This is a genomic window from Actinacidiphila sp. bgisy144, assembly GCF_057708105.1.
In genome coordinates, this window is record NZ_JBYIRM010000001.1 from 356,453 (window position 1) to 381,117 (window position 24,665).

Here is a 24,665-nt window from a genome sequence, read left to right on the forward strand (position 1 = left end):
GCCGCCCCGGCGCGCCGCGTGGTCATATCAGTCATTTGTCTGGTTAGCCTGCTTTAGAGTCCTTTGTGAGTCCGTTCGTGCGTCTCGCCAGAGGGCGGCTCCAGGGAGAGGACCGGAAACCATGCCCGCAGACCTCGCCGTACTCGGACTGGGCCACACCGGTCTCCCCCTCGCGCAGGCGGCCGCCACGGCCGGCATCGGCACCATCGGGTACGACCCCGATCCGGCCGTGGCCGCCGACGTCAACGCCGGCCGGGTGCCGCCGGGCACCCTGGCCGCGGCCGAACTGCGCCGGATGCTGGCCGGCGGCTTCCGCGCCACCAGCGACCCCGCCGCGCTGGGCCGGGTGCGGACCGCCGTGATCTGCGCGCCCACCCCGCTCGGCGAGGACCACGCCCCGGACCTGACCGCGCTCACCGCGGCCGCCCGCGCGCTCGCCGGCCACCTGCGCCCGCACACCACGGTGGTGCTGGAGTCCGCGGTGCACCCCGGCACCACCGAGCAGTACCTGCGGCCGCTGATCGAGGCCGGCGGGCTGCGGGCCGGCCGCGACTTCCACCTCGCCTACTCCCCCAGCCGGCTCGACCCGGGCAACCGCGCCTTCCCGCTCACCCACATCCCCAAGGTGGTCGGCGGCCTCACCCCCGCCTGCACCGAGGCCGCCGCCGCGTTCTACAGCCGGCTCAGCGAGCGGGTGGTGCGCGCCCGCGGCCCGCGCGAGGCCGAGGCGGTCAAGCTCCTGGAGACCAACTACCGGCACGTCAACATCGCCTTCGCCAACGAGATGGCCGTCTACTGCCACGACATCGGCGTCGACCTGTGGGACGTGATCCGCTGCGCGGAGACCAAGCCGTTCGGCTTCCAGGCCTTCCGCCCCGGCCCCGGCGTCGGCGGCCACGCCGCCCCCCTCGACCCCAACGCCGCGCCCCACTTCGCCACCGGCACCGGCCGCCCGCGCACCCCCGGCCACCCCCTGCGCATGGTCGAACTCGCCCAGGAGGTCAACGGGCGCATGCCGCGCTACGTCGTCCAGCGCGCCGCGGCCCTGCTCAACGAGCACGGCAAGTCCCTGCGCGGCGCCCGGGTGCTGCTGCTCGGCGTCACCTACAAGGCCGACCTCGCCGATCAGCAGGGCGCCCCGGCCCGGGAGATCGGCACCCGGCTGATGGAGCTGGGCGCGCAGCTGTGCTACCACGACCCGTACGTGCCGCAGTGGCGCGTTCTCGACCATCCGGTGCCGCGCGCGGACTCGCTGTGGGAGGCCGCGGCCGACGCCGACCTGACGCTGCTGCTCCAGCACCACCGCACGTACGACCTCCAGGGGCTGGCGGTCAAGGCCCAACTGCTGCTCGACACCAGGGGCGCGACCCCGGCGGGCGCTGCGGCCCGCCTCTAGGCGGCGCCTGCCGCGTCTGACCTGCCTGACCTGCCTGACGTGGGACAACAGCGCTTCGTGGGGCGGAGGTTGTGCGGGCTTGTCGTGGTCCTGTAACGACCGGATGAATCGTCTTGTCCGATTGTCTGCGCCCACTGCTAGATTTCGGCATCACTGTTTCGCACGGGGGCGCAACCCTGTGCGCTACCCGCTTCCGTCCCCGGGGGAACCTTTCGTGAGCGCCAACTACCCGCCTCCACAGCAGCCTTCCGGCCAGAACCCGTACGCGGCCGGCCCGCAGGGGGGCAACCCCTACGGCCCGCCGCCGGCCGGCAGCCCGTACGGCGCGCCGCAGGCCGCGCCCGCCTTCAACCCGAACGCGTACCCGCCACCGGTCGCCGCCCGGCAGAACGACAACACCGGCCTCGGCATCGCGGTCGGCGTCGTGGTCGCCATCGTCGCGGCGCTCGCCTACGGCGGCCTGCTGCGCGCCCTGGCCAAGAGCGACGGCACCACCGTCGAGTTCCGGTACGCCGCGCTCGCGGTCGGCGCCCTGATCGGCGTCGCCATGGGCAAGCTCGGCGGCCGCAACATCGCCCTGCCGATCCTGGGCGCCCTGCTCGCGATCGCCGCCGTGATCTTCGGTGAGATCTTCGGCGGCGCGCTGATCATCAGCCACTACGCCAGCGAGCACGGCGGCAGCATCTCCGTGTCCACCCTGCTCTTCCACCACTTCGGCGACCTGTTCAAGGCGTGGAAGTCGGACTTCGGCGCGATGCGCGCCTTCTTCCTGATCTTCGCCGGGGTCGCGGCCGCGGGCCTGGCCAAGCGGATGGGCGAGAACTGAGCCACCCCGCCGCCGCGCCGGCGGCATGACGGGAGGGCCCGTACCGCGCAGCCGCGGTGCGGGCCCTCCCGTCGGTGCGGCGCAAACCGCGGACGCCGGTGCCGGCGGGCTCAGCGGTGGTGCGTGGGCGAGACCGTGACCTCGACCCGCTGGAACTCCTTCAGGTCCGAGTAGCCGGTGGTGGCCATCGAGCGGCGCAGCGCCCCGAAGAAGTTCATCGAGCCGTCGGGGGCGTGCGAGGGGCCGAGCAGGATCTCCTTGGTGTTCCCCGCGGTGCCGAGGTTCATCCGCTTGCCGCGCGGCAGTTCGGTGTTGACCGCCTCCATGCCCCAGTGGAAGCCGCGGCCGGGCGCGTCGGTGGCGCGGGCCAGCGGGGAGCCCATCATCACCGCGTCCGCGCCGCATGCGATCGCCTTCGGCAGGTCGCCGCTGGCGCCGAAGCCGCCGTCCGCGATGACGTGGACGTACCGGCCGCCGGACTCGTCCATGTAGTCGCGGCGGGCGGCCGCGACGTCCGCGACGGCGGTGGCCATCGGCACCTGGATGCCCAGCACGTTCCGCGTGGTGTGCGCGGCGCCGCCGCCGAAGCCGACCAGCACGCCCGCCGCACCGGTGCGCATCAGGTGCAGCGCCGCGGTGTACGTGGCGCAGCCGCCGACGATCACCGGCACGTCCAGCTCGTAGATGAACTGCTTGAGGTTCAGCGGCTCGTGCGACCCGCTGACGTGCTCGGCCGAGACCGTGGTGCCGCGGATCACGAACAGGTCGACGCCCGCGTCCACCACGGCCTTGGAGAACTGCGCGGTGCGCTGCGGGGAGAGGGCGGCCGCCGTGGTCACCCCGGCGTCCCGCACCTCCTTGATCCGCTGCCCGATCAGCTCCTCGCGGATCGGGGCGGCGTAGATCTCCTGGAGGCGCGCGGTGGCCCGCGAGTCGTCCAGCTCGGCGATCTCCGCGAGCAGCGGCTCCGGGTCCTCGTACCGCGTCCAGAGCCCTTCGAGGTTCAGCACCCCCAGGCCGCCGAGGTTGCCGATCCGGATCGCCGACTCCGGGGAGACCACCGAGTCCATCGGCGCGGCCAGGAACGGCAGCTCGAAGCGGTACGCGTCGATCTGCCACGCGATCGAGACCTCCTTGGGGTCCCGGGTCCGCCGGCTGGGCACCACGGCGATGTCATCGAACGCGTATGCCCTGCGGCCCCGCTTGCCCCGCCCGATCTCGATCTCAGTCACGTCCTACGCCTCTCTGTCCGTCCTGCGGTCCCCAGTATGGCGGGTCCCCCCGAAGCGGGCGCTTCCGCCCGTCCGAGGACCACCTGCCCGTGGACGGCCGCTCGCGCGGCGGACCGCGAGGCCATGGCGCCACAGGACGGGGCGGCCCGGGGGGACCGCCCCCGGATCAGCCGTGGTAGTTGGGGGCCTCGACGGTCATCTGGATGTCGTGCGGGTGGGACTCCTTGAGCCCGGCGGCGGTGATCCGCACGAAGCGCCCCTTGGACTCCATCTCCGCGATGCCCGCCGCGCCGACGTACCCCATGGTCTGGCGCAGTCCGCCGACCAGTTGGTGCAGCACCGCCGAGAGCGGGCCGCGGTAGGGCACCTGCCCCTCGACGCCCTCGGGGACGAGCTTGTCGTCGGAGGAGACCTCGGCCTGAAAGTAGCGGTCCTTGGAGTACGAGCGGCCCTGCCCGCGCGACTGCATCGCGCCGAGCGAGCCCATCCCGCGGTAGGACTTGAACTGCTTGCCGTTGATGAACAGCAGTTCCCCGGGTGACTCCTCGCACCCGGCGAGCAGGCTGCCGAGCATGACGCTGCTCGCGCCCGCGGCCAGCGCCTTGCCGATGTCGCCGCTGTACTGGAGGCCGCCGTCGCCGATCACCGGCACCCCGGCGTCGAGGCAGACCTGCGCCGCCTCGTAGATCGCCGTGACCTGGGGGACGCCGATGCCGGCGACCACCCGGGTGGTGCAGATGGAGCCGGGCCCGACGCCGACCTTGACGCCGTCGACGCCCGCGTCCAGCAGCGCCTTGGCGCCGTCGCGGGTGGCGATGTTGCCGCCGACCACGTCGACCTGGACGCTGGACTTGATCTTGGCCATCCAGTCCAGCGCGTTGCTGTTGTGGCCGTGGGAGGTGTCGACCACCAGGAAGTCCACGCCCGCGCCGGCCAGCGCCTGGGCCCGGTCCAGCGCCTCGGGGCTGGCGCCCACGGCCGCGCCGACCAGCAGCCGGCCGTCGGCGTCCTTGGCCGCGCTCGGGTACTGCTCGGCCTTGACGAAGTCCTTGACGGTGATCAGGCCCTTGAGCAGGCCCTCTTCGTCCACCAGCGGCAGCTTCTCGATCTTGTGGCGGCGCAGCAGCTCCATCGCGTCGGCACCGGAGATGCCGACCTTGCCGGTGACCAGCGGCATCGGGGTCATGACCTCGCGCACCTGGCGGGAGCGGTCGGACTCGAAGGCCATGTCGCGGTTGGTGACGATGCCGAGCAGCCGGCCCGCCTCGTCGGTGACCGGCACACCGCTGATCCGGAACCGGGCGCACAGCGCGTCGGCCTCGCCGAGGGTGGCCTCCGGCCGGACCGTGATCGGGTCGCTGACCATGCCGGCCTCGGAGCGCTTGACCAGGTCGACCTGGCTGACCTGGTCCTCGATCGAGAGGTTGCGGTGCAGCACGCCGACGCCGCCCTGGCGGGCCATCGCGATCGCCATCCGCGCCTCGGTGACCTTGTCCATGGCGGCGGAGAGCAGCGGGATGTTCACCCGGACGTTCCGCGAGATGAGCGAGGAGGTGTCCACCTCGTTGGGCAGCACCGAGGAGGCCCCCGGGAGCAGCAGCACATCGTCGTAGGTGAGTCCGAGCGTGGCGAACTTCTCGGCTACTCCGTCGGCGTTCAGCGACATGACACCTTCCCGAATGGTCTTGCCCGGCGAGTTGTTCAATGGTAATGGCTGCGCCGCTATTCCCCCGACCGCCCGGAGCCGTCCGGTCTGTCGGGTTCGCCACCTTCGGCGCCACCTTCGGCGACACCTTCAGCGCGCGCCTCCACGGCCCGCCTCCACCGCCCGCCCCGGGCCGCCGGAACCGCGGCCCGCCGGTCCCGCCGCTCCCGGCTACGCGCTCAGTCCGGGCGCGTCCGGTTCGGCCGCCGACACCGCGCCGGACTCCTCCGCGATGGCCCGCAGCCGGCTGAGCGCGCGGTGCTGGGCGACCCGGACCGCGCCCGGCGACATGCCCAGCACCTGACCGGTCTCCTCCGCGCTCAGGCCCACCGCGACCCGCAGCAGCACCAGCTCGCGCAGGTGGTCGGGGAGGCGGGCGAGCAACGTACGGGCCCAGGCGGCGTCGCTGTTGAGCAGCGCGCGCTCCTCGGGCCCGAGCGAGTCGTCCGGCTTCTCCGGCATCTCGTCGGCGGGCACCGGCGCACCGGGACCGCGCATCGCGGCCCGTTGCAGGTCGGCGATCTTGTGCGAGGCGATCGACACCACGAACGCCTCGAACGGCCGGCCCAGGTCGCGGTAGCGGGGCAGCGCGCACAGCACCGCCAGGCACACCTCCTGGGCGAGGTCGTCCACGAAGTGCCGCGCGTCGCCCGGCAGACGGGACAACCGGGTGCGGCAGTACCGCTCGGCGAGGGGGTGGACGGCGGCGAGCAGGTCGTGCGTGGCCCGCTGGTCCCCGTCGACAGCGCGACGAACGAGGGCACCGATGGCCGGGGGGTCGTCGTCACGCATCCACCCATGGTGCCTCGCCGCCGGACGATTCGCCGCATCGCGTCCGGACTTCTGCACCGAAGCGTTATGCGGTCCGTCCGCCGGGGCGCCCGCCGCGGCCGCGGGAACGGTGCCGTCGACACCGCCCGAAGCGGTGTCGGGCGCGGTGCCCGCCGCGGCATCGGCCCTGCTTCCGGGCCCTGTTGGCGCCTGGGCCGGGACGGACCCGGCCCGCGCGCCGCGCGCGCTCTCCCGCCCGCCGTTCACATCGGCCGCGAGCACGGACGACTGCGCCCGCGGGCCCGCCGCAGTCATCTCCGCCATACCCGGCCCCCGCCGATCCCCGAGGAAGTCCATACGTCAAGCATGCGTCCTCCGCCGGGAAACCGGGGACCCGCCGGTGGGCACCCGGCGTTCCCGCGGCTGTGCCACGGGAGTTCGCCGAGGTCGCCGGGGGTCCGGCCGGGTGCGTACGGCTGCCGGCCCGCGGCGTGCCGCCGGCCGGCGGGCGGTCAGCGGACCAGGCCCCAGCGGAAGCCGAGCGCCACCGCGTGCGCGCGGTCGGAGGCGCCGAGCTTCTTGAACAGCCGCCGGGCGTGCGTCTTGACGGTGTCCTCGGACAGGAACAGCTCACGGCCGATCTCCGCGTTGGAGCGGCCGTGGCTCATCCCTTCGAGCACCTGGATCTCGCGGGCGGTCAGGGTGGGCGCGGCGCCCATCTCGGCCGAGCGCAGCCGGCGCGGGGCCAGCCGCCAGGTCGGGTCGGCGAGCGCCTGCGTGACGGTGGCCCGCAGTTCGGCGCGCGAGGCGTCCTTGTGCAGGTAGCCGCGCGCACCGGCGGCGACGGCGAGCGCCACCCCGTCGAGGTCCTCGGCGACGGTGAGCATGATGATGCGGGCGCCGGGGTCGGCGGACAGCAGCCGCCGCACCGTCTCCACGCCGCCGAGGCCGGGCATGCGGACATCCATCAGGATGAGGTCCGAGCGGTCGGCACCCCAGCGGCGGAGGACCTCCTCGCCGTTGGCCGCGGTGGTCACGCGCTCGACGCCGGGCACGGTGGCCACCGCGCGGCGCAGGGCCTCTCGGGCGAGCGGGGAGTCGTCGCAGACGAGGACGGAAGTCATGACCGCCCCCCGCAGCTGAACCGCGTCACTTGTGCCTCCAGGCTGTACGAAGTACGAATCTTCACCGTTGGGGCTGACGGCTCGGGCATCTGCCCGAATCACGTGATTCCGCCAACCGCTTCCGCCACACTCAACGACCCTCACCCGAAAGAGTTACGACGTCGGATCGCAGTCGTGTGCACTCTACGTGATCATGCGTGTACGGATCGACCATGTCGCAGGTCAGATGGGCGAGGCGGCCGTGTTTTCCGAGGCGGCGGGCGGTCCGATTCATCCGCGCGAGGGGTACCGCGCCACTCGCGCGGCGCATCACGCGCGGTCGCGAATTATGCCAAACGGGTCTTAGGACGGATTTTGCACTGTTTGGCGGCTCTTTCCTGGTGCGTGGGGTAATCGTCGCTAGATTGGCGAAGAGTCATATTTACATCTACTACGACAGTAGATGTACGGTCGGACGTGCGGCTGAGCGAAGCCGAGCTCCCAGGCCGTCACCCACGTTTCGAGGGGATGAGCAATGGCAGACTTCTCCCGCCTTCCCGGCCCCAACGCGGACCTATGGGACTGGCAGCTGGTCGCCGCCTGCCGCGGCGTCGACAGCTCGCTGTTCTTCCACCCCGAAGGTGAGCGCGGCGCCGCCCGCAGCGCGCGGGAGGCCGCCGCCAAGGAGGTGTGCATGCGCTGCCCGGTCCGCGCGGAGTGCGCCACCCACGCCCTGGCGGTACGCGAGCCGTACGGCGTGTGGGGCGGCCTGACCGAGGACGAGCGCGAGGCCATGATGGGCCGCTCCCGCCACCGCGCCACCCCCGACCGGGACGACGACGAGCGGGAGCGCGAACGCGAGCGGGACCGCGAGCGCAAGCGGTACGACCGCTACGCCGACACGGACCTCGACGACGCCGACGCCGCTGACGAAGCGGACGCGGCCGCGATGGACGACGACGGCCCGCACGGCCGCCACGGCCACCACGACGACTACGACCCGTACGACGGGGACGGCGACCTGGACCTGGAGCCGGACCGGGACGGCCAACCGCTGCGCATCTACTGACGTCCGGCGCCCCGCGACCGGCACCGAAGAATCGATTCTGCACACCCGGCGCACCCGGCACGGCCGCGGGCGGCTGCTCTACGGCCGCACCGCCGCCCGGCTCAGCCAGGTGAGCATCATGTCCACCGCGGGTACGCGGGCGAGGTCGGGGAGGGTGAGCGCCACGACCTCGCGCTCCACCGCGGGGGCCAGCTCCAGCACCGCCACCCCGTCGGTCCGCACCGCCGCCAGGGCGAGTTCGGGCAGTACCGCCACGCCCAGACCGGCCGCGACCAGGCCCACCACCGCCGGCGAGTCGTCGGTGGCGAAGTCGATCCGGGGAGTGAACCCGGACCGCTCACACACCTCGACCAGGTGCCGGCGGCAGCGCGGGCACCCGGCGATCCACTGCTCGGCGGCCAGCTCCTCGTACGGCACGGGCGGCACCGTCTCGGGTGAGCGCCGCGGGCCCGCGGCTGCGAGCCGGTGCTTCTGCGGGACGAGCCCCACCAGCCGGTCGGTGAGCAGCGGGCGCACCACCAGGTCCGACCAGGACTCCTCGGACGGGGTCGGCAGGTCCACGTACCGGAACGCGAGCGTGATGTCGCAGTCGCCCGCGCGCAGCATCTCCACCGAGGCGGGCGGCTCCGACTCGACCAGCGAGACCCGGGTGTCCGGATGGCGGGCGCGCAGCGCGGCCACCGCGGCCGGCACCAGGGTGGAACTGCCCGAGGGGAAGGAGGCGAGCCGGACCCGTCCGGCGCGCAGGCCCGCGATCGCCGCGACCTCCTCCTCGGCGGCGGTCAGCCCGGCGAGGACCCCCGCGGCGTGGCGCACCAGCGCGTCGCCGGCCTCGGTCAGCCGCATCTCGCGGGCGCCGCGGACCAGCAGCGGGGTGCCGACGGCGTTCTCCAGGGCCTTCATCTGCTGGCTCACCGCGGGCTGGGTACAGCCGAGGTCGCGGGCGGCGGCGGAGAAGGAGCCCGTGCGCGCCACCGCGCGCAGGACCCGGAGATGGCGTGGCTCGAGCACAGGCCGATTTTATGGCCTGCACGGCCCGGCCGGGTGCTCCGGGGCGAGCCCCCGCCCCGGGGGTAAATGGGAGGTGGCTGCTCAGGGCGCGGTCTAGGGTGCCCGGATGGACATCACGGTGGTGCGGGAGACGTTCGACGCGCAGGTCAGGCGGGGCGCGGGAGTGGTCACGCCGGAGGGGGTGGTGCGGCTGGTGGAAGGCGAGGGGGCGGCCGGGTGGGCCGGGGTGGTGTGGTCGGGGTTCGCGGCGCACGACGGTGCGCGGGCGGACGCGGCGATCGCGGCGGAGCGGGCGTGGCTGGGGTCCGCGGAGGGGGCGGGGCGGGAGTACGAGTGGAAGCTGTACTCGTACGACCTGCCGGCGGACCTGCCGCAGCGGCTCACCGCGGCCGGGTTCACCGCGGAGCCGCCGGAGACGCTGATGGTCGCGGAGGTCGCGGAGCTGGCGCAGGACACGCCGGTGCCCGAGGGCGTCCGCTTCGCGGAGGTGCGGGACGCGGCCGGGGTGGACCTGATGGCGAAGGTGCACGACGAGGCGTTCGGCACGGACTCCGGGCGGCTGCGGGACCGGCTGCTCGACCAGCTCGGGGACCCGGACGTCGGCATGACGCTGGCGACGGCCGGCGGCCGGCCGGTGTGCGGCGCCCGCGTGGAGTTCCACCCGGGCACCCAGTTCGCGAGCCTCTGGGGCGGGGGCACCGTCCCGGAGTGGCGCGGGCGCGGCATCTACCGGGCCCTGGTCGCACACCGCGCCCGCACGGCCGCCGCCCGCGGCTGCCGCTACCTCCAGGTGGACGCCTCGGACCAGAGCCGCCCCATCCTCGAACGCCTCGGCTTCGCCCCCCTGGCCGTCACCACGCCCTACGTCCTGCCGTCAGCCGACCAGTGAACATACAGTCCGTCAACATCGGCCGCTCGCGGCCGAACCCGTGGAAGCGGCTCCCCGCCACGGGCATCGACAAGCGCCCGGTGCGGGGCCCGGTGGCCGTGGCGGCACCGGGCCCGAAGGGGACCGGCGCGGTCGGGCTGGCGGGTGACCGGGCGTACGACGTGAAGCACCACGGCGGGGACGACCAGGCGGTCTACGCCTACGCCCGGGAGGATCTGGACCGCTGGCAGCGCGAGTTGGGCCGGCCGCTGCCCGACGGCTGTTTCGGGGAGAACCTGACGACGGTCGGGATCGACGTCAACTCCGCGCTGATCGGGGAGCGCTGGCGGATCGGTTCGGCGCTGCTGGAGGTGTCCTGCCCGCGCATTCCGTGTGCCACCTTCGCCGGATGGCTCCAGCAGGCCGGGTGGACCCGGCGGTTCACCGCGGCGGCGGTGCCGGGGCCGTATCTGCGGGTGGTCGAGCCGGGCGAGGTGTGCGCCGGCGACGCGGTGCACGTGGTGGCACGGCCCGACCACGAGGTGACGGTCGCGCGGTCCTTCCGCGCGCTGACCACCGAGCCCGGGCTGCTGCCGCTGCTGGTCGACCTGCCTGCCTTCCCCGCCGTCGAACGCGCCGCGATCCGCCGCCGCCTGGACCGCTGGCCGGACTGCTGACCGCCCGCAGCGCCGAACGGTACGGGCCGCGGCCGGCTGCGTTGCACCGTGTCGCGGGGGGTCGGTGCGCTTCTAGGGTGGCGGTATGACGACTTCTGTAGTGACCGGGGCGACCGCGGGGCTGGGGGCGGCGTTCGCGCGGCGGCTCGCCGCTGACGGGCACGGGCTGGTGCTGGTGGCGCGCGACGCCGAGCGGCTGGAGCGGTCCGCGGCGGACCTGCGCGAGCGGTATGGCGTCGAGGTGGAGGTGCTTGCCGCGGACCTCGCGACGGACGCCGGGATCGCGGCGGTCGAGGAGCGGCTGAGCGCGCCCGGCCGGCCGGTGGACGTGCTGGTGAACAACGCCGGGTTCGGCAACCGCGGGGCTTTCCTCGACGCGCCGGTCGAGGACGAGCTGCGGATGCTGAAAGTGCACTGCGAGGCGGTGCTGCGGCTGACCACGGCCGCGGTGCCGGGCATGCGCGAGCGGCGCCGCGGCTTCGTGGTGAACGTGGCCTCGGTCGCCGCCTACCTGCCGCGCGGCACCTATGCGGCGAGCAAGGCGTGGGCGGTGCGGTTCACCGAGGGCGTGGCGAGCGAACTGCGCGGCTCGGGTGTGCGGTTCCTCGCCCTGTGCCCGGGGTTCGTGCGGACAGAGTTCCACGCGCGGGCCGGTATGGACTCCTCCGGGCTGCCGCCGTGGGCGTGGCTCGACGCGGACGAGGTGGTGGCGGCCGCGCTGCGCGACCTGGCCCGGGGCCGCACGGTCAGTGTCCCCTCGGCCCGCTACAAGGTGGCGGTCTCGCTCGCCCGCCATGTGCCCCCGGCCCTGTTCGGCGCCGCCGCGGGCCGGGCCGGCCGGTTCGACCCGAAGCTGCGCGGCACCCGGGGCTGAGCCGGAGCGGCGGGCGGAAAACGACCGGGCCCGCCAGGAAAACGACCGGGCCCGCCACCCCGTGACCGAGGTGGCGGGCCCGCAAGGCCGCGGAGGGGCCTGCGACGCGGTGACGCGTCAGTGGCTGTGCCCGTGACCGCCGGCGGCGGCCTCCGGCTCCTCTTCCTTCTTCTCGACGACCAGGGTCTCGGTCGTGAGCAGCAGGGAGGCGATGGACGCCGCGTTCTCCAGCGCGGAGCGGGTGACCTTCACCGGGTCGATGACGCCGGCCTTGACCAGGTCGCCGTACTCGCCGGTGGCGGCGTTGAAGCCGTGGCCCTTGTCGAGCTCGGCGACCTTGGAGGTGATGACGTAGCCCTCCAGGCCGGCGTTCTCGGCGATCCAGCGCAGCGGCTCGACGGCGGCGCGGCGCACGACGGCGACACCGGTCGCCTCGTCACCGGACTTGCCGAGGTTGTCGCCGAGCACCTTGACCGCGTGCACGAGCGCGGAGCCACCGCCGGAGACGATGCCCTCCTCGACGGCCGCGCGGGTCGCGGAGATCGCGTCCTCCAGGCGGTGCTTCTTCTCCTTCAGCTCGACCTCGGTGGCCGCGCCGACCTTGATCACGCAGACGCCGCCGGCCAGCTTCGCCAGACGCTCCTGGAGCTTCTCGCGGTCCCAGTCGGAGTCGGTGGTGGCGATCTCGGCCTTGATCTGGCCGACCCGGCCCTCGATCTCGGCCTTGTCGCCGGCACCGTCGACGATGGTGGTCTCGTCCTTGGTGACGGTGACCCGGCGGGCGGAGCCCAGCAGGTCAAGACCGGCCTGGTCGAGCTTGAGGCCGACCTCCTCGGCGATGACGGTGGCGCCGGTCAGCGTGGCGATGTCGCCCAGCATGGCCTTGCGGCGGTCGCCGAAGCCCGGCGCCTTGACCGCGACCGCGTTGAAGGTGCCGCGGATCTTGTTGACCACCAGGGTCGACAGGGCCTCGCCCTCGACGTCCTCGGCGATGATCAGCAGCGGCTTGCTGGAGTTGGCCTGGATGACCTTCTCCAGCAGCGGCAGCAGGTCCTGGATCGAGGAGATCTTGCCCTGGTGGATGAGGATGTACGGGTCGTCGAGGACGGCCTCCATCCGCTCCTGGTCGGTGACGAAGTACGGCGACAGGTAGCCCTTGTCGAACGCCATGCCCTCGGTGAAGTCCAGCTCCAGACCGAAGGTGTTGGACTCCTCGACGGTGATGACGCCGTCCTTGCCGACCTTGTCCATCGCCTCGGCGATCAGGTCGCCGACCTGCTTGTCCTGCGCGGACAGCGCGGCGACGGCGGCGATGTCCTCCTTGCCCTCGATCGCGCGGGCGGTGGCGATCAGGTCGTCCGAGACCGCCTTGACGGCCGCGTCGATGCCCTTCTTCAGGGCGGCGGGGGAGGCGCCGGCGGCGACGTTGCGCAGGCCCTCGCGGACCAGCGCCTGCGCGAGCACGGTCGCGGTGGTGGTGCCGTCACCCGCGATGTCGTTGGTCTTGGTCGCCACCTCCTTGACGAGCTGGGCGCCCAGGTTCTCGTACGGGTCCTCGATCTCCACCTCGCGGGCGATGGTCACGCCGTCGTTGGTGATGGTCGGGGCGCCGAACTTCTTGTCGATGACGACGTTGCGGCCCTTGGGGCCGATGGTCACCTTCACGGTGTCGGCGAGCTTGTTGACGCCGCGCTCAAGGGCGCGACGGGCGTCCTCGTCGAACTTCAGGATCTTGGCCATGCCTGCGAACTACCTCATCTACTCGTATGTCGTCGTCAGTCAGTGAGGACGGTCAACGAAACCGCCCCGGCCCCGGCCGGAAGAGGGCGCGGAGTCCCGGGGCGGGATCACGGCTGTGGTGGGCCGGAAGACTACTTCTCGATGATCGCGAGAACGTCGCGCGCCGAGAGGACGAGGTACTCCTCGCCGTTGTACTTCACCTCGGTGCCGCCGTACTTGCTGTAGAGCACGACGTCGCCGACGGCGACGTCGAGCGGCAGGCGGTTGCCGTCCTCGAAGCGGCCCGGGCCCACGGCCAGGACGACGCCCTCCTGGGGCTTCTCCTTGGCGGTGTCCGGGATGACCAGGCCCGAGGCCGTGGTCTGCTCGGCATCGAGCGGCTGGACCACGATGCGGTCCTCGAGCGGCTTGATGGCAACCTTGGTGCTGGCGGTCGTCACGATCCGACCTCCCCCTTCAAAGGGCTCACGGGAGTGTCTGTCTGGGTCGGCGACCTGGTAGGCCCGTCGTCGCGGGTGCCGGACCTGCCCGTCGCTGAGTTCTGGCACTCAGCGGTGCCGAGTGCCAGAACCGAGACTAGGACGCACTTAGCACTCGGTCAAGCGGAGTGCCAACGGATGCCCCGAAGGGGGTCGGCGACCGGCGGCGCCCGCGCGCCGGGGCCGCCGCGGCAGCGCGCACAATGGGGCGGGTGACACCCGAGGACCTCGATGCCCTGCTCGCACCCGAAGGGCAGGAACTGCTGCGCGAGTTGCGCGACCACGACCCGGCCGACGAGCTGGCCGCGGCCACCCGGCTGCGGCGCACCCACCCGCCGGAGCTGGTCTCCGCGGCGCTCGGGCAGGCCCGGCTGCGGCAGCGCGCCGCCGCGAAGTTCGCCGCCGATGACGCCGCGCGGATGTACTTCACGCCCAACGGCGTCGAGCAGGCCACCCGCGCCGCCGTCGCCGCCCACCGGGCCGCCCGCTTCCGCGCGTTGGGCGTGCGGCGGCTGGCCGACCTGTGCGGCGGCATCGGCGGCGACGCGGTCGCGCTGGCCCGCGCGGGCATCGAGGTGCTCGCGGTCGACCGGGACCCGCTCACCTGCGCGGTCGCCCGGGCCAACGCGCGGGCGCTGGGCCTGGCCGACCGGATCGAGGTGCGCTGCGCGGACGTGGCGGACGTGGACACCGCCGGCTGCGACGCGGTGTTCGTGGACCCGGCGCGCCGTTCGGGGCGGGGCCGCACCTTCGACCCGGAGGCGTACTCCCCGCCGCTGTCCTGGGCGCTGGCCGCGGCCCGCACGGTGCCGTACGCGGCGGTGAAGGTGGCGCCCGGGGTGCCGCACGAGGCGGTGCCCGCCGACGCGGAGGCGGAGTGGGTCTCGGACCGGGGCGAGGTGAAGGAGGCGGCGCTGTGGTTCGGCACCGGGCCCGGCACCGTACGCGCCACGCTGCTGCCGGGCGGGGCGGAGCTGACCGCGCCCGGCCCGCCGCCGGCCCCGCCGGTGCGGCCGGTGGGGCGGTACCTGTACGAGCCGGACGGCGCGGTCATCCGCGCGCACCTGGTCGCCCTGGTCGCGAGCGAGGTGGGCGGCGGGCTCATCGACCCGACCATCGCCTACGTCACCGGCGACGACCCGCACCCGACGCCGTACGCGGCCGCGTACGAGATCCGGGACGCGCTGCCCTTCGGCCTCAAGCGGCTCAAGGCGCTGCTGCGCGAACGTGAGGTGGGGCGGCTGACGGTGAAGAAGCGCGGGTTCGCCATGGAGCCGGAGGAGGTACGGCGCCGGGTGCGGCCGCAGGGGCCGCACGAGGCGACGGTGTTCCTGACCCGGGTGGCGGGCGAGCCGGCGATGCTGATCGGCGCGCCGGCGGCGTGGGACGGGCGGCTCAGGGCCTGACCGCGACCGACACGAACCGCCAGCGGTGCACCTGGCGGCGGACCAGTTCCGGCGGCGGGTCCGGCAGTTCGGGCAGCTCGGCGCCGTAGGGCGCGTCCCACCAGCTGATGACGAGCACCCGGTCGCCGGGCGCGGTCAGGTACTCCACCCGCTGGGGCTGCCCGGCCAGCTCCTGCTGCCGCGCCCAGTCAAGGAGTTCGGCGCCGCGCTCGTCGGCCGCGGCCGCCTCCCACATCAGCGTGACGGTCATCCGTACAGGTTGTCCTTGCTCAACTCGTGCACATGGTCGTGGTCATGGGCGTGGCTGTGGGTGTGGCCGTGATCGGGGCCGTGATCGGGGCCGTGGGTGTGGCCGGGCACCGAGATCTCGGTGACCGGCAGCGAGGAGTCCGCGGGCAGGTCGAGCGTGGAGGCCGAGCGGCCGCGGGCGACCATCTCGGCGCCGAGCGCGGCGACCATCGCGCCGTTGTCCGTGCACAGCCCGGGGCGGGGCACCCGCAGCCGGATGCCCGCGTCCTCGCAGCGCTGCTGGGCGAGCGCGCGCAGCCGGGAGTTGGCCGCCACTCCCCCGCCGATCATCAGGTGGTCGACGCCGTTGTCCTTGCAGGCGCGGACGGCCTTGCGGGTCAGCACGTCGACCACGGCCTCCTGGAAGGACGCCGCCACGTCGGCGACCGGCACGTCCTGGCCGTCCCGGCGGCGGGCCTCGACCCAGCGGGCGACGGCGGTCTTCAGGCCGGAGAAGGAGAAGTCGTAGCGCGGGTCGCGGCCGCCGGTCAGGCCGCGCGGGAAGGCGATCGCCCGCGGGTCGCCGTCGCGGGCGTAGCGGTCGATCACCGGGCCGCCGGGGAAGCCCAGCCCGAGCACCCGGGCGACCTTGTCGAACGCCTCACCGGCCGCGTCGTCGATGGTCGCGCCGAGCGGGCGGACGTCGCTGGTGATGTCGGGGGCCAGCAGCAGCGAGGAGTGGCCGCCGGAGACCAGCAGCGCCATCGTCGGCTCGGGCAGCGCGCCGTGTTCGAGCTGGTCGACGCAGATGTGCGAGGCGAGGTGGTTGACGCCGTACAGCGGCTTGCCGAGCGCGTACGCGTACGCCTTGGCGGCCGAGACGCCGACCAGCAGCGCACCGGCCAGGCCCGGGCCCGCGGTGACGGCGATGCCGTCCAGGTCGCGGGCGCTGACCCCGGCCTCCTTCAGGGCGCGCTGGACGGTCGGGACCATCGCCTCCAGGTGCGCGCGGCTGGCGACTTCGGGCACCACGCCGCCGTACCGGGCGTGCTCGTCGACGCTGGAGGCGACGGCGTCGGCGAGCAGGGTGTGACCGCGGACGACGCCGACGCCGGTCTCGTCGCAGGAGGTCTCGATCCCCAGGACCAGGGGTTCGTCTGCCATTACTTCCTCAGATCCTCGGTTCCTCAAGGTCAACGGCGAAGGTGCGCGCCGGGTCGGACAGCCGCATCACGAGCGCGTCCACGTTGCCGGGCTGGTAGTAGCCGCGGCGCACGCCGATGGGCTCGAAGCCGAAGCGCTGGTAGAGGCGCTGGGCGCGGGGGTTGTCCACCCGCACCTCCAGCAGGACCTCGTGGCACTCGGCGGCGGTCGCCGCGCGCAGCAGTTCGGTGAGCAGGCGGCCGCCGAGGCCGCTGCCCCACTGGTCGCGGGCGGTGGCGATGGTCTGCACGTCGCCGGTGCCGGCGACGGCCGCGAAGCCGGCGTAGCCGACGATCCGCGGGGCGGGCCCGTCCTGCTGCTCGGCGACGAGGTAGGTGCGGGTGGCGGCCGGGTGCCGGGCGTCGGCGAGTTCGGACCAGAACATGCCGCGCGACCAGGCGTCCTCGGGGAAGAGGTCCTGTTCGAGGGCGGTCACGGCGTCCAGGTCCCACCAGCGCATGGCCCGCAGGGTGGCGCCGCCCGCGGGGGCCGCGCCGGTGTGCTCGGTCACTTCGGCAGGACCGCCTTGTAGCCGGCCGGCACCTGGGCGTCGGGGCGGCGCAGGTACAGCGGCCGGGCGGGCCCGAACTCCTCGCCCGCGGCCAGCCGGTGGGCGGCGAGCGCCGCGAGCGCGCCGGCCGACTGGTGCGCCGGGTCGGGCCGGTGGTCGGTGAAGACCTCCGGGTAGAGCGCGGCGCCCGCGCCGACCGCGGGCAGGCCGGCGACCGCGGCGGCGATGTCGGCCGGGCGGTCCACGGCGGGCTCGCCGGCGCGGTGCAGCGGGCCGTCGTAGCGCGCCCAGTAGACCTCCTTGCGGCGGGCGTCGGTGGCCACCGCGAACGGGCCGTCGAGCCCGGCCTCGCCGGCCGCCCAGGCCAGCCCGTCGAGCGTGCAGACGCCGTGCACGGGCACGCCGAGCGCGTCGCCGAAGGACGCGGCGGTGACCAGGCCCACCCGCAGCCCGGTGTACGGGCCGGGGCCGGTGCCGACCACGACGCCGGTGACGTCGGCGAGGGCGCGGCCGGCGGCGGCCAGCACCCGGTCGACGGCGGGCACCAGCAGTTCGCCGTGCCGGCGCGCGTCGATCACGGTGGACTCGGCGAGCACCTGCTCCCCGTCGTGCAGGGCGGCGGTCACGGCGGGTGTGGCGGTGTCGAAGGCAAGCAGCAGCACGCCCCAAGCCTACGGCGCGCGGGCGGCGCGGCGGGGCGCCAGGGGCGCAGCCGGCCTGACTGCTACGTTCAATTCAGACAAAAGCCTTATTCGGCATATATGACAGCCGGTGCGGCGGTGGGCCGACCCGGCGGGAGGACGGCGGCCGTGGTGCGGATCGGTTCGGGGGTCGCGGTGGCCGGGTTCCTCGCGACGGCGATCGCGGTGGTGGGGGTGCTCACGGCGGCCGCGGTGGACGCGCCGCCCCGCCACCCCGCGGGCGGCGCGCACGGGGGCGCGAGCGGCACGCCCGCCCCGCCGGCCACGGCGTCCGGCTCCCCCGCGTCCGCCGCGCCGACCGCGCTCCCCTCCGCCGGCGGGCACGGCGCCCGGGTCGTCTACAGCCTCGGCCGGCACCGGGTGTGGCTGGTCGACGAGCGGGGCGGGGTGCTGCGTACCTACGAAGTGCGCGCGGGCCAGATCGCCCCGGCGCGCGGCACGCACCGCGTCTTCGCCCGCGAGCGCGGGCAGGTCGTGCTCTTCGCATCCACCGATGGAGTGAACGTCGGATTCGCGCCCACCGCGAGCGCGGGGGCCTCCGGCGCCGTGATCCGCGAGGCGCCCGACGACGCGGCCGTGCTCTGGCAGCACGCGCCCACGGGCTCCCTCGTGGCCGTGGTGCCGTAATCCCCGGCCGCATGGAGGGCGGCCCTTACGCCGTACGGCGCTCCGGGTGCTCCGGGGCGGCGCGCCGCTCCTCGTCCTCGTCGCAGGAGGGCGGGGTGGAGACCGTACGGGCGGCCGCGCAGGCCACGAGGAGGTCCCGCACCGAGGGCACCGCGCAGGCGGGCTCGGGGCCGGCCCCGGCGGCACCGGGTTCCACCGGCCCGGCGGGCGCGTCGGCTGTGTCGGGCGCTGCGGGTGTTTCGCGCGCCATGGGCGTTTCGGGTCCTGCGGGCACCACGGGCTCCGCTGGCGCCGTCGGTGCCGGAGCCTGTGCGGCGGCGTCGCCGTGGGACGTCATGCGCGCCTCCCCGGGGAGAGAAGTTAGGCAACCCTAAGAGGGCGGCCGCTACCAGCACACCACGGCCACCCGCTCCCGCGCAACATCTTCCCGACAGAGTGTCGGCGCGAACCTCCGGCCCGCTCGGGCCGCTCAGAGGAGCAGCGGCGCCAGGTCCTGACCGGCCCAGCGCGGCCCGATCCCGATCACGGTCACCTCACGGGTGTCGTCGCCCTCCGCCGGCTCCGCGCCGGGCCCGGCATCCGCTCCGGCCGCGGCTCCCTCCGTGCCGTGTGCGCCGCCCTTCGCGCGGCCGCGCTCCTCGCCGAGCGTGCGGCCGATCACCACCTGGAGCCGCGCGTCGGACAGGTCCTCGACCTTGCCCTCGCCCCACTCCACCACCACCACGGACTCCGGCAGCGAGACGTCGAGGTCCAGGTCCTCCATCTCGTCCAGCCCGCCGCCCAGCCGGTAGGCGTCCACGTGGACCAGCGCGGGACCGCCGGTGAGCGAGGGGTGCACCCGGGCGATGACGAACGTCGGCGAGGTCACCGCCCCGCGCACGCCGAGCGCCTCGCCCAGCCCCCGGGTGAGCGTGGTTTTGCCCGCGCCCAGCTCGCCGGTGAGCAGCACCAGGTCGCCGGGAAGCAGCAGCGCGGCGAGCCGTCTGCCCAGCTCACGCATGTCTTCCGCGGTGTGTACGGTGATCCGGACCGCGTGCGCGTCCTCGGCGGTGCCCGCGCCCGCGGGATAAGGGTCGTGCGGATTGCCCATGGTGGCGAATGCTACGCGTCGAGCGCGGCCGTCAGCTCGCGCAGCCGCGGCGGTACGGGCACGCGCGCGCCCTCCGCGGCCCGGGCGACCAGTGCCGCCAGCGCCGGCCCGACCAGCTCGGGCCGCTCGAACAGCACCAGGTGGCCGGCGCCGGGCACCACCACCAGCTCGGCGGCGGGCAGCTGCGCCGCCATCTCCGCGCTGTGTGCGCTCGGCAGCAGCAGGTCCGCGCTCCCGGCCAGCACCAGCGCGGGCAGACCGTCGAACGCGGCCAGCGCCTCGCTCTTCTCGTGTGCGGTGAACGCCGGGTAGAACTCGGCCACCACGTCGATCGGGGTGGCCTCGATCAGCCGCTCGGCGAACCGGGCCACGGCCGGGTCGACGTCCTTCGAACCGAAGCTGTAGCGCTTGATGACGCCCCCGAACAGCTCGGCGGTGGCCCGCCGGCCGCGCTCCACCAGCTCCGCCTGCCGGCCCATCACCCGCAGCAGCCCGGGCGCGACCGCGCGGAACGCCCGCGCCCCGACCGCGGGCAGCCCGAGCGTGTCCGCGGCGAGCTTGCCCGACGCGGTGGAGATCAGCGCGACCCCGGCGACGCGCTCGCGGACGTACCGCGGGTACTGGTCGGCGAAGGCCATCACCGTCATGCCGCCCATGGAGTGCCCGACCAGCACCACCGGGCCCTCCGGCGCCACCGCGTCCAGCACCGCCTTCAGGTCGCGGCCCAACTGGTCGATGGTGGCGGGCTCCCCCGCGAGCTGGTCCCGGCCGCGCTCGCTGCGGCCGTGGCTGCGCTGGTCCCAGTAGACCGAGCGCACCACGCCGCGCAGCAGCGCCCGCTGGAAGTGCCAGGAGTCCTGGCTGAGGCAGTAGCCGTGGGAGAAGACCACGGTGAGCGGCGGCCGCGGCCCGGCCGCACCGGCACCCTTGCCCGCCTCCGGCCCCGGGTCCGCGCCGCGCCCGCGCAGCCAGCCGCGCCTGGCGGCCCGCGGCGGGCGCACCGGCTCCGGCTCGGTCTCGGACCGCGGCGCGGGCGGCGCCTCGTCGACCTCGTAGTACAGCTCGGTGCCGTCCTCGGCTACGGCGATGCCGGGGGTGCCGCGCAGGCTGCCGTACGGGCCGGCGGCGTCGAGGGCGAGCTGTGCGCGGCGGCGCACCCCGCGGCCCACGGTGGCCCGCTCGATCGCCACGCCCGCGGCCGCGCCCGCCGCCACCACGCCGATCGCGGCACCGACCAGCCCGGCCCGCTCCCACTTCATCCCCGCTCCCTCCGCCATCGGTCAGCCGCTCCGGCCGTACGGTCCCCGCGGGCGGCCGCGCACCGGCGCGGCGGGGACGAGGACGCGGGCGCGGGCGCGGACGGGGGCGCAGGTGCTCATGCCGGCTCACCGACGTACAGCCGCGGCACCCGGGCGCCGATCCGGGTGACGATCTCGTAGGCGATGGTGCCGCAGGCGCGCGCCCAGTCCTCGGCGGTCGGCTCGCCCGCGTCGCCCGGGCCGAAGAGCACCGCCTCGTCGCCCGGCGCCGCGCTGTCACCGCCGAGGTCCACCACGAACTGGTCCATCGCCACCCGTCCCGCCACCGTGCGCCATTTGCCGGCCACCAGCACCGGGCCGGTGCCCGACGCGTGTCGCGGCACACCGTCTGCATACCCCAGGGGCACCAGCGCAAGCGTGGTCTCACCCGGGGTGACGTAGCGGTGGCCGTAGCTGACGCCGTGCCCGCCGGGGACGCGCTTGACCGAGGCGAGCCGGGCGGCCAGCGTCATCACCGGGCGCAGCCCGAAGTCCGCGGGGGCGCCGAGCTGGGGCACCGGGGAGATCCCGTACATCGCGACGCCGGGCCGCACCAGGTCGAAGTGGGCCTCGGGGAGGGTGAGGGTGCCGGGCGAGTTCGCCAGGTGCCGCACCTCCGGGTCGAGCCCGGCATCCGCGGCCTGGGCCAGCGCGGTGCGGAACGCGGCGAGTTCGCGGGCGATCGAGGGGTGGTCGGGTTCGTCGGCGCAGGAGAAGTGCGACCACACCCCGGTGACGCGGATGGTGCCCTCGCGCTCCGCGGCGCGGGCGGCGCGGGTCAGGTCCGGCCAGTCCGCGGGTTGCGCGCCGTTGCGGCCCAGCCCGGTGTCGATCTTCAGCTGGACGCGGGCGGTGCGCTGGGCCGCGCGGGCCGCGGCGACCACCTCGTCCAGGGCCCAACGGGCGCTGACCGTCACGTCGATGTCGGCCTCGACGCACTCCTGCCAGGGCCCGCCGGGGGTCCACAGCCAGCACAGGACGCGGCCGGTGAGGCCGGCCGCGCGCAGGGCCAGCGCTTCCTGCGGGGTGGCCGCGCCCAGCCACTGCGCGCCCGCCTGCTGTGCGGCGCGCGCGCACGCCACCATGCCGTGGCCGTACGCGTCGGCCTTCACCACCGCCATGAACGCGGCGGTGGGCGCGTGCGCGCGCAGGGCCGCGACGTTCGAGCGGAGCGCGGCGAGGTCGATCAGGGCGGTGGCGCGCAGCGCGGGGGGGAGGGGCGAGGGGGTGGGCATGGTGGCAGGTCCTTGCGGGTCCTTGCAGGGGGCTTTTTGCGGGGGCGGGTTCGGGTCGGTTCGGTTTCGTCTGTAAGTGTCGCAGGCTGCGGGCTCGGGGGCCTGGACCTGGTCGGTGCGAGGGTTTGTGGCCGGGCGGGGGGCGGCGACCCGCCGCTGCGGTTTTCCGGCCGTCGCCGGCTGCCCGATGTCTGTGGAGTACGGCAACCCGCCGCTACGGTTTCCCGGACGTCGCCGACAGCTCGCCGGTGGCCGGCTGGGCGCGCAGTTCCCCGCGCCCCCGAAGGGCACCCTCCGCCCGCCAGGGCGGCAACCCGCCGCTACGGCTGCGCGATCGTCGCCGACAGCTCGCCGCTGGTCGGCTGAGCGCGCAGTTCCCCGCGCCCCCGAAGGGCACCCTCCGCCCCGCCAGGGCGGCAACCCGGCGCTACGGCTGCGCGATCGTCGCCGACAGCTCGCCGGTGGCCGGCTGGGCGCGCAGTTCCCCGCGCCCCCGAACGGCACCCTCCGCCGCTACGGTTCGCCGGAGGTTGCCGCGGCACCGAAGGGCACCCTCTGGGCAGTTTGCCGTGATGCTCAGGGGAGGAGGTTGTGCCAGGCGGAGGGGAGGGAGTCGGCGAGGTCGAGGGCGGTGAGGGGGGTGGGGGTGAGGCGGGCGGAGAGGCCGTGGAGGTAGGCGCCGAGGGAGGCGGCATCCTGGGGGGCGAGGCCGGCGGCGAGGAGGGAGCCGGTGAGGCCGGAGAGGACGTCGCCGCTGCCGGCGGTGGCGAGCCAGGCGGTGCCGGTGGGGTTGACGCGGACCGGGCGGACCGGGTCGGGGTCGGCGACGAGGGTCGTGGAGCCCTTGAGGAGCACGGTCGCCCCGAAGCGCGCGGCCAACTCCCGTACGGCGTGCAGCCGGCGCCCCTCGACGTCCTCGCGGGCCCATCCGAGCAGCGCGGCCGCCTCACCGGCGTGCGGGGTCAGCACGGTGGCCGCCGTACGCCGCTTGACCGCCTCGGGGGTGAGCAGGCGCAGCCCGTCGGCGTCCACGAGGATCGGCACGTCCGAGGCCAGCGCGTCGTCCACGGCGGTGCGCGCGTCCGAGGTGTCGCCGAGCCCGGGCCCGACCACCCACGCCTGCACCCGCCCCGCGGAGCGCGGCGAACCGGGTGAGACCAGCGTCTCGGGGTGCCGGGCCAGCACCGCGGTGCCGCCGGGCCCGGCATACCGCACCGCGCCGGCGCCGCCGCGCAGCGCCCCGGACACCGCGAGCACCGCCGCGCCCGGGTACCGCTCGGAGCCGGCGGCCACCCCGACCACGCCCCGCCGGTACTTGTCGCTCTCCCCGGTCGGCCGCGGCAGCAGCGCCGCGGCGTCGGCGTGCTGGAGCGCTTCGAGTTCGGGCGCCCCGAGGTCGCCGCCGAGGCCGATGTCCACCAGCCGCAGCGCCCCCGCGTACTGCGCCGCCGGGTCGATCAGCAGCGCGGGCTTGTACGTGCCGAACGTGACGGTCGCGTCCGCGCGGACCGCCGGGCCGTGCACCTCGCCGGTGTCGGCGTCCACCCCGCTGGGCAGGTCCACGGCGAGCACCGCGGCCGGACCGTCCGCCGCGGCCGCCGCCAGTTCGGCCGCCTGCGGGCGCAGCCCGCCCCGGCCGCCGATGCCGGTGACGCCGTCCAGCACCAGGTCCGCGCGCGCGACGACCCGCGCGCCCTCCTCTGCGGCGGCCACCCGGCCGCCGGCCGACCGGAACGCCGACAGGCCCTCGGCGTACGCCCGTTCCGGGGTCAGCAGCACCGCCGTCGCCGCCGCGCCCCGGCGCAGCAGCCGGGCCGCCGCGAAGAGCGCGTCCCCGCCGTTGGCGCCGCTGCCGACCAGCACCGCCAGCCGCGCGCCGTACACCCGCCCGAGCAGGTCCGCGCCCGCGCCGGCCAGCCCGGCGGCCGCCCGCTGCATCAGCGCGCCCTCCGGCACCCGCGCCATCAGCGCCGCCTCGGCCCGCCGCACGCTCTCCACACTGTGCCCGTACCTCATCAGCAACCTTCCCCTCGGCGCCCCACCCGAGCCTACGGACCCGTCCAACTCCTCGCCACGCCACCCCGGGCCGCGGCCACGACCCGGTGGTGCTCCGCCCGCTGGACGCGTACGAATCGCTGGGCGAGGCCGCGCACCTGCTCCGCAGCCCCGCGAACGCGCGCCGCTGACCTCAGCTCTCGGCGATGACCACCGCGGAGGCGATGCCGGCGTCGTGGGAGAGGGAGACGTGCCAGCTGCGGACGCCGAGGGCCGCGGCGCGGGCGGCGACGGTGCCCTGGACGGCGAGGTGGGGCTGTCCGGTGGGCGACGTGGTGATCTCGGCGTCGAGCCACTGGAGGCCGGCGGGGGCGCCGAGCGCCTTGGCCAGGGCCTCCTTCGCCGCGAAGCGGGCCGCCAGGGAGGCGGAGCCGCGGGGCGCGCCGGAGGGCAGCAGCAGCTCGGCGGGGGTGAACAGGCGCGCGGCCATCGACGGGGTGCGCGCGAGGGCCGCCTCGAAGCGCTCGATCTCGGCGACGTCGATGCCGACCCCGACGATCATGCCGCGCCCGCCGTCGCAGCGGTGTGCTCGTCCTGCGGTGGGTGGGCGTCCATGGGGG

24 protein-coding genes and 1 pseudogene are annotated in these 24,665 nt (G+C 74.9%); 8 read left to right on the forward strand and 17 right to left on the reverse strand.

The features are described 5' to 3' along the window. The first annotated feature begins 121 nt into the window (after positions 1-121). The gene (locus tag AC3EVP_RS01635; RefSeq protein ID WP_435125068.1) at positions 122-1,396 is read left to right on the forward strand and encodes a nucleotide sugar dehydrogenase; all 1,275 of its coding nucleotides are present in this window, start codon (positions 122-124) and stop codon (positions 1,394-1,396) included. Positions 1,397-1,610: 214 nt separating this feature from the next. Then, positions 1,611-2,222, forward strand: coding sequence for a DUF3824 domain-containing protein (locus AC3EVP_RS01640; RefSeq protein ID WP_335978173.1), 612 nt, complete (start codon positions 1,611-1,613; stop codon positions 2,220-2,222). A gap of 110 nt (positions 2,223-2,332) precedes the next feature. Here AC3EVP_RS01640 and AC3EVP_RS01645 read toward each other — a convergent pair whose 3' ends face one another. From AC3EVP_RS01645 to AC3EVP_RS01660, 4 genes are all read right to left on the reverse strand, one after another. Next, positions 2,333-3,454 carry a GuaB3 family IMP dehydrogenase-related protein gene (locus AC3EVP_RS01645; protein ID WP_435125071.1) on the reverse strand — a complete coding sequence of 374 codons (1,122 nt, stop codon included), beginning with the start codon at positions 3,452-3,454 and terminating at the stop codon, positions 2,333-2,335. A gap of 166 nt (positions 3,455-3,620) precedes the next feature. Beyond that, entirely contained in the window at positions 3,621-5,120 is a 1,500-nt protein-coding gene (gene guaB / locus AC3EVP_RS01650; RefSeq protein WP_435125074.1) for an IMP dehydrogenase, read from the reverse strand. Between the two features lie 210 nt (positions 5,121-5,330). Continuing rightward, a complete protein-coding gene (gene shbA / locus AC3EVP_RS01655; RefSeq protein ID WP_335978176.1) occupies positions 5,331-5,951 on the reverse strand; it encodes an RNA polymerase sigma factor ShbA in 621 nt (206 codons plus the stop codon). A gap of 491 nt (positions 5,952-6,442) precedes the next feature. After that, the gene (locus tag AC3EVP_RS01660) at positions 6,443-7,054 is read right to left on the reverse strand and encodes a response regulator transcription factor (protein WP_003948568.1); all 612 of its coding nucleotides are present in this window, start codon (positions 7,052-7,054) and stop codon (positions 6,443-6,445) included. Positions 7,055-7,568: 514 nt separating this feature from the next. Between AC3EVP_RS01660 and AC3EVP_RS01665 the strand changes: the two are divergent. Next, a pseudogene (locus AC3EVP_RS01665) lies at positions 7,569-7,859 on the forward strand (WhiB family transcriptional regulator); the annotation flags it as partial. A gap of 321 nt (positions 7,860-8,180) precedes the next feature. On the opposite strand, the gene AC3EVP_RS01670 reads toward AC3EVP_RS01665, so the two are convergent. Further along, positions 8,181-9,113, reverse strand: coding sequence for a LysR family transcriptional regulator (locus tag AC3EVP_RS01670; protein ID WP_435125081.1), 933 nt, complete (start codon positions 9,111-9,113; stop codon positions 8,181-8,183). Between the two features lie 106 nt (positions 9,114-9,219). Between AC3EVP_RS01670 and AC3EVP_RS01675 the strand changes: the two genes are divergently transcribed. The 3 genes from AC3EVP_RS01675 (at position 9,220) to AC3EVP_RS01685 (ending at position 11,532) form a co-directional block, all read left to right on the forward strand. Continuing rightward, the gene (locus AC3EVP_RS01675; protein WP_335978178.1) at positions 9,220-10,002 is read left to right on the forward strand and encodes a GNAT family N-acetyltransferase; all 783 of its coding nucleotides are present in this window, start codon (positions 9,220-9,222) and stop codon (positions 10,000-10,002) included. Further along, positions 9,999-10,658: an MOSC domain-containing protein gene (locus tag AC3EVP_RS01680; RefSeq protein ID WP_435125085.1), complete on the forward strand. Its 660-nt coding sequence runs from the start codon at positions 9,999-10,001 to the stop codon at positions 10,656-10,658. Before AC3EVP_RS01675 ends, AC3EVP_RS01680 begins: the two co-directional genes overlap by 4 nt. Before the next feature lie 85 nt (positions 10,659-10,743). Then, on the forward strand, positions 10,744-11,532 hold the full coding sequence (locus AC3EVP_RS01685) for an SDR family NAD(P)-dependent oxidoreductase (RefSeq protein WP_335978179.1): 789 nt from the start codon (positions 10,744-10,746) through the stop codon (positions 11,530-11,532). A gap of 117 nt (positions 11,533-11,649) precedes the next feature. Here AC3EVP_RS01685 and groL read toward each other — a convergent pair whose 3' ends face one another. Together groL and groES are read right to left on the reverse strand one after the other, a co-directional pair. Beyond that, positions 11,650-13,272 (reverse strand): chaperonin GroEL, encoded by a 1,623-nt coding sequence (gene groL / locus AC3EVP_RS01690; RefSeq protein WP_335978180.1) that lies wholly within the window; start codon positions 13,270-13,272, stop codon positions 11,650-11,652. Positions 13,273-13,403: 131 nt separating this feature from the next. Further along, positions 13,404-13,712, reverse strand: a complete 309-nt coding sequence (gene groES, locus AC3EVP_RS01695) for a co-chaperone GroES (protein WP_033177833.1) — start codon at positions 13,710-13,712, stop codon at positions 13,404-13,406. A 242-nt stretch (positions 13,713-13,954) separates the two neighbouring features. On the opposite strand from groES, the gene AC3EVP_RS01700 reads away from it, so the two are divergent. Next, entirely contained in the window at positions 13,955-15,157 is a 1,203-nt protein-coding gene (locus AC3EVP_RS01700) for a class I SAM-dependent methyltransferase (RefSeq protein WP_435125091.1), read from the forward strand. On the opposite strand, the gene AC3EVP_RS01705 is transcribed toward AC3EVP_RS01700, so the two are convergent. The 4 genes from AC3EVP_RS01705 to tsaB are packed head-to-tail and all read right to left on the reverse strand — an operon-like array spanning position 15,147 to position 17,761. Continuing rightward, the gene (locus AC3EVP_RS01705; RefSeq protein ID WP_335978185.1) at positions 15,147-15,407 is read right to left on the reverse strand and encodes a hypothetical protein; all 261 of its coding nucleotides are present in this window, start codon (positions 15,405-15,407) and stop codon (positions 15,147-15,149) included. The two genes, AC3EVP_RS01700 and AC3EVP_RS01705, sit on opposite strands and share 11 nt — an antisense overlap. Next, positions 15,404-16,549 carry a tRNA (adenosine(37)-N6)-threonylcarbamoyltransferase complex transferase subunit TsaD gene (gene tsaD / locus AC3EVP_RS01710; RefSeq protein ID WP_435125096.1) on the reverse strand — a complete coding sequence of 382 codons (1,146 nt, stop codon included), beginning with the start codon at positions 16,547-16,549 and terminating at the stop codon, positions 15,404-15,406. The genes AC3EVP_RS01705 and tsaD overlap by 4 nt, the downstream gene beginning before the upstream one ends. A gap of 7 nt (positions 16,550-16,556) precedes the next feature. Next, positions 16,557-17,048, reverse strand: a complete 492-nt coding sequence (rimI, locus tag AC3EVP_RS01715; RefSeq protein ID WP_335978527.1) for a ribosomal protein S18-alanine N-acetyltransferase — start codon at positions 17,046-17,048, stop codon at positions 16,557-16,559. 47 nt (positions 17,049-17,095) lie between these two features. Next, on the reverse strand, positions 17,096-17,761 hold the full coding sequence (gene tsaB / locus AC3EVP_RS01720; protein WP_335978187.1) for a tRNA (adenosine(37)-N6)-threonylcarbamoyltransferase complex dimerization subunit type 1 TsaB: 666 nt from the start codon (positions 17,759-17,761) through the stop codon (positions 17,096-17,098). Positions 17,762-17,860: 99 nt separating this feature from the next. On the opposite strand from tsaB, the gene AC3EVP_RS01725 reads away from it, so the two are divergent. Next, a complete protein-coding gene (locus tag AC3EVP_RS01725; RefSeq protein WP_435125099.1) occupies positions 17,861-18,427 on the forward strand; it encodes a hypothetical protein in 567 nt (188 codons plus the stop codon). Positions 18,428-18,452: 25 nt separating this feature from the next. On the opposite strand, the gene AC3EVP_RS01730 is transcribed toward AC3EVP_RS01725, so the two are convergent. The 6 genes from AC3EVP_RS01730 to AC3EVP_RS01755 all read right to left on the reverse strand — a co-directional run bounded on the left by AC3EVP_RS01730 (position 18,453) and on the right by AC3EVP_RS01755 (position 24,607). Continuing rightward, positions 18,453-18,677, reverse strand: coding sequence for a hypothetical protein (locus AC3EVP_RS01730; RefSeq protein WP_435125102.1), 225 nt, complete (start codon positions 18,675-18,677; stop codon positions 18,453-18,455). Between the two features lie 219 nt (positions 18,678-18,896). After that, positions 18,897-19,517, reverse strand: a complete 621-nt coding sequence (gene tsaE / locus AC3EVP_RS01735; RefSeq protein ID WP_435125105.1) for a tRNA (adenosine(37)-N6)-threonylcarbamoyltransferase complex ATPase subunit type 1 TsaE — start codon at positions 19,515-19,517, stop codon at positions 18,897-18,899. 11 nt (positions 19,518-19,528) lie between these two features. After that, the gene (locus tag AC3EVP_RS01740; RefSeq protein WP_435125108.1) at positions 19,529-20,776 is read right to left on the reverse strand and encodes an alpha/beta fold hydrolase; all 1,248 of its coding nucleotides are present in this window, start codon (positions 20,774-20,776) and stop codon (positions 19,529-19,531) included. A gap of 116 nt (positions 20,777-20,892) precedes the next feature. Beyond that, a complete protein-coding gene (gene alr / locus AC3EVP_RS01745) occupies positions 20,893-22,050 on the reverse strand; it encodes an alanine racemase (protein WP_435125111.1) in 1,158 nt (385 codons plus the stop codon). 576 nt (positions 22,051-22,626) lie between these two features. Then, complete coding sequence (locus AC3EVP_RS01750) at positions 22,627-24,066, reverse strand: NAD(P)H-hydrate dehydratase (protein ID WP_335978199.1); 1,440 nt, start codon at positions 24,064-24,066, stop codon at positions 22,627-22,629. Positions 24,067-24,238: 172 nt separating this feature from the next. Beyond that, positions 24,239-24,607, reverse strand: coding sequence for a holo-ACP synthase (locus AC3EVP_RS01755; RefSeq protein WP_335978206.1), 369 nt, complete (start codon positions 24,605-24,607; stop codon positions 24,239-24,241). Between the last annotated feature and the right edge of the window lie 58 nt (positions 24,608-24,665).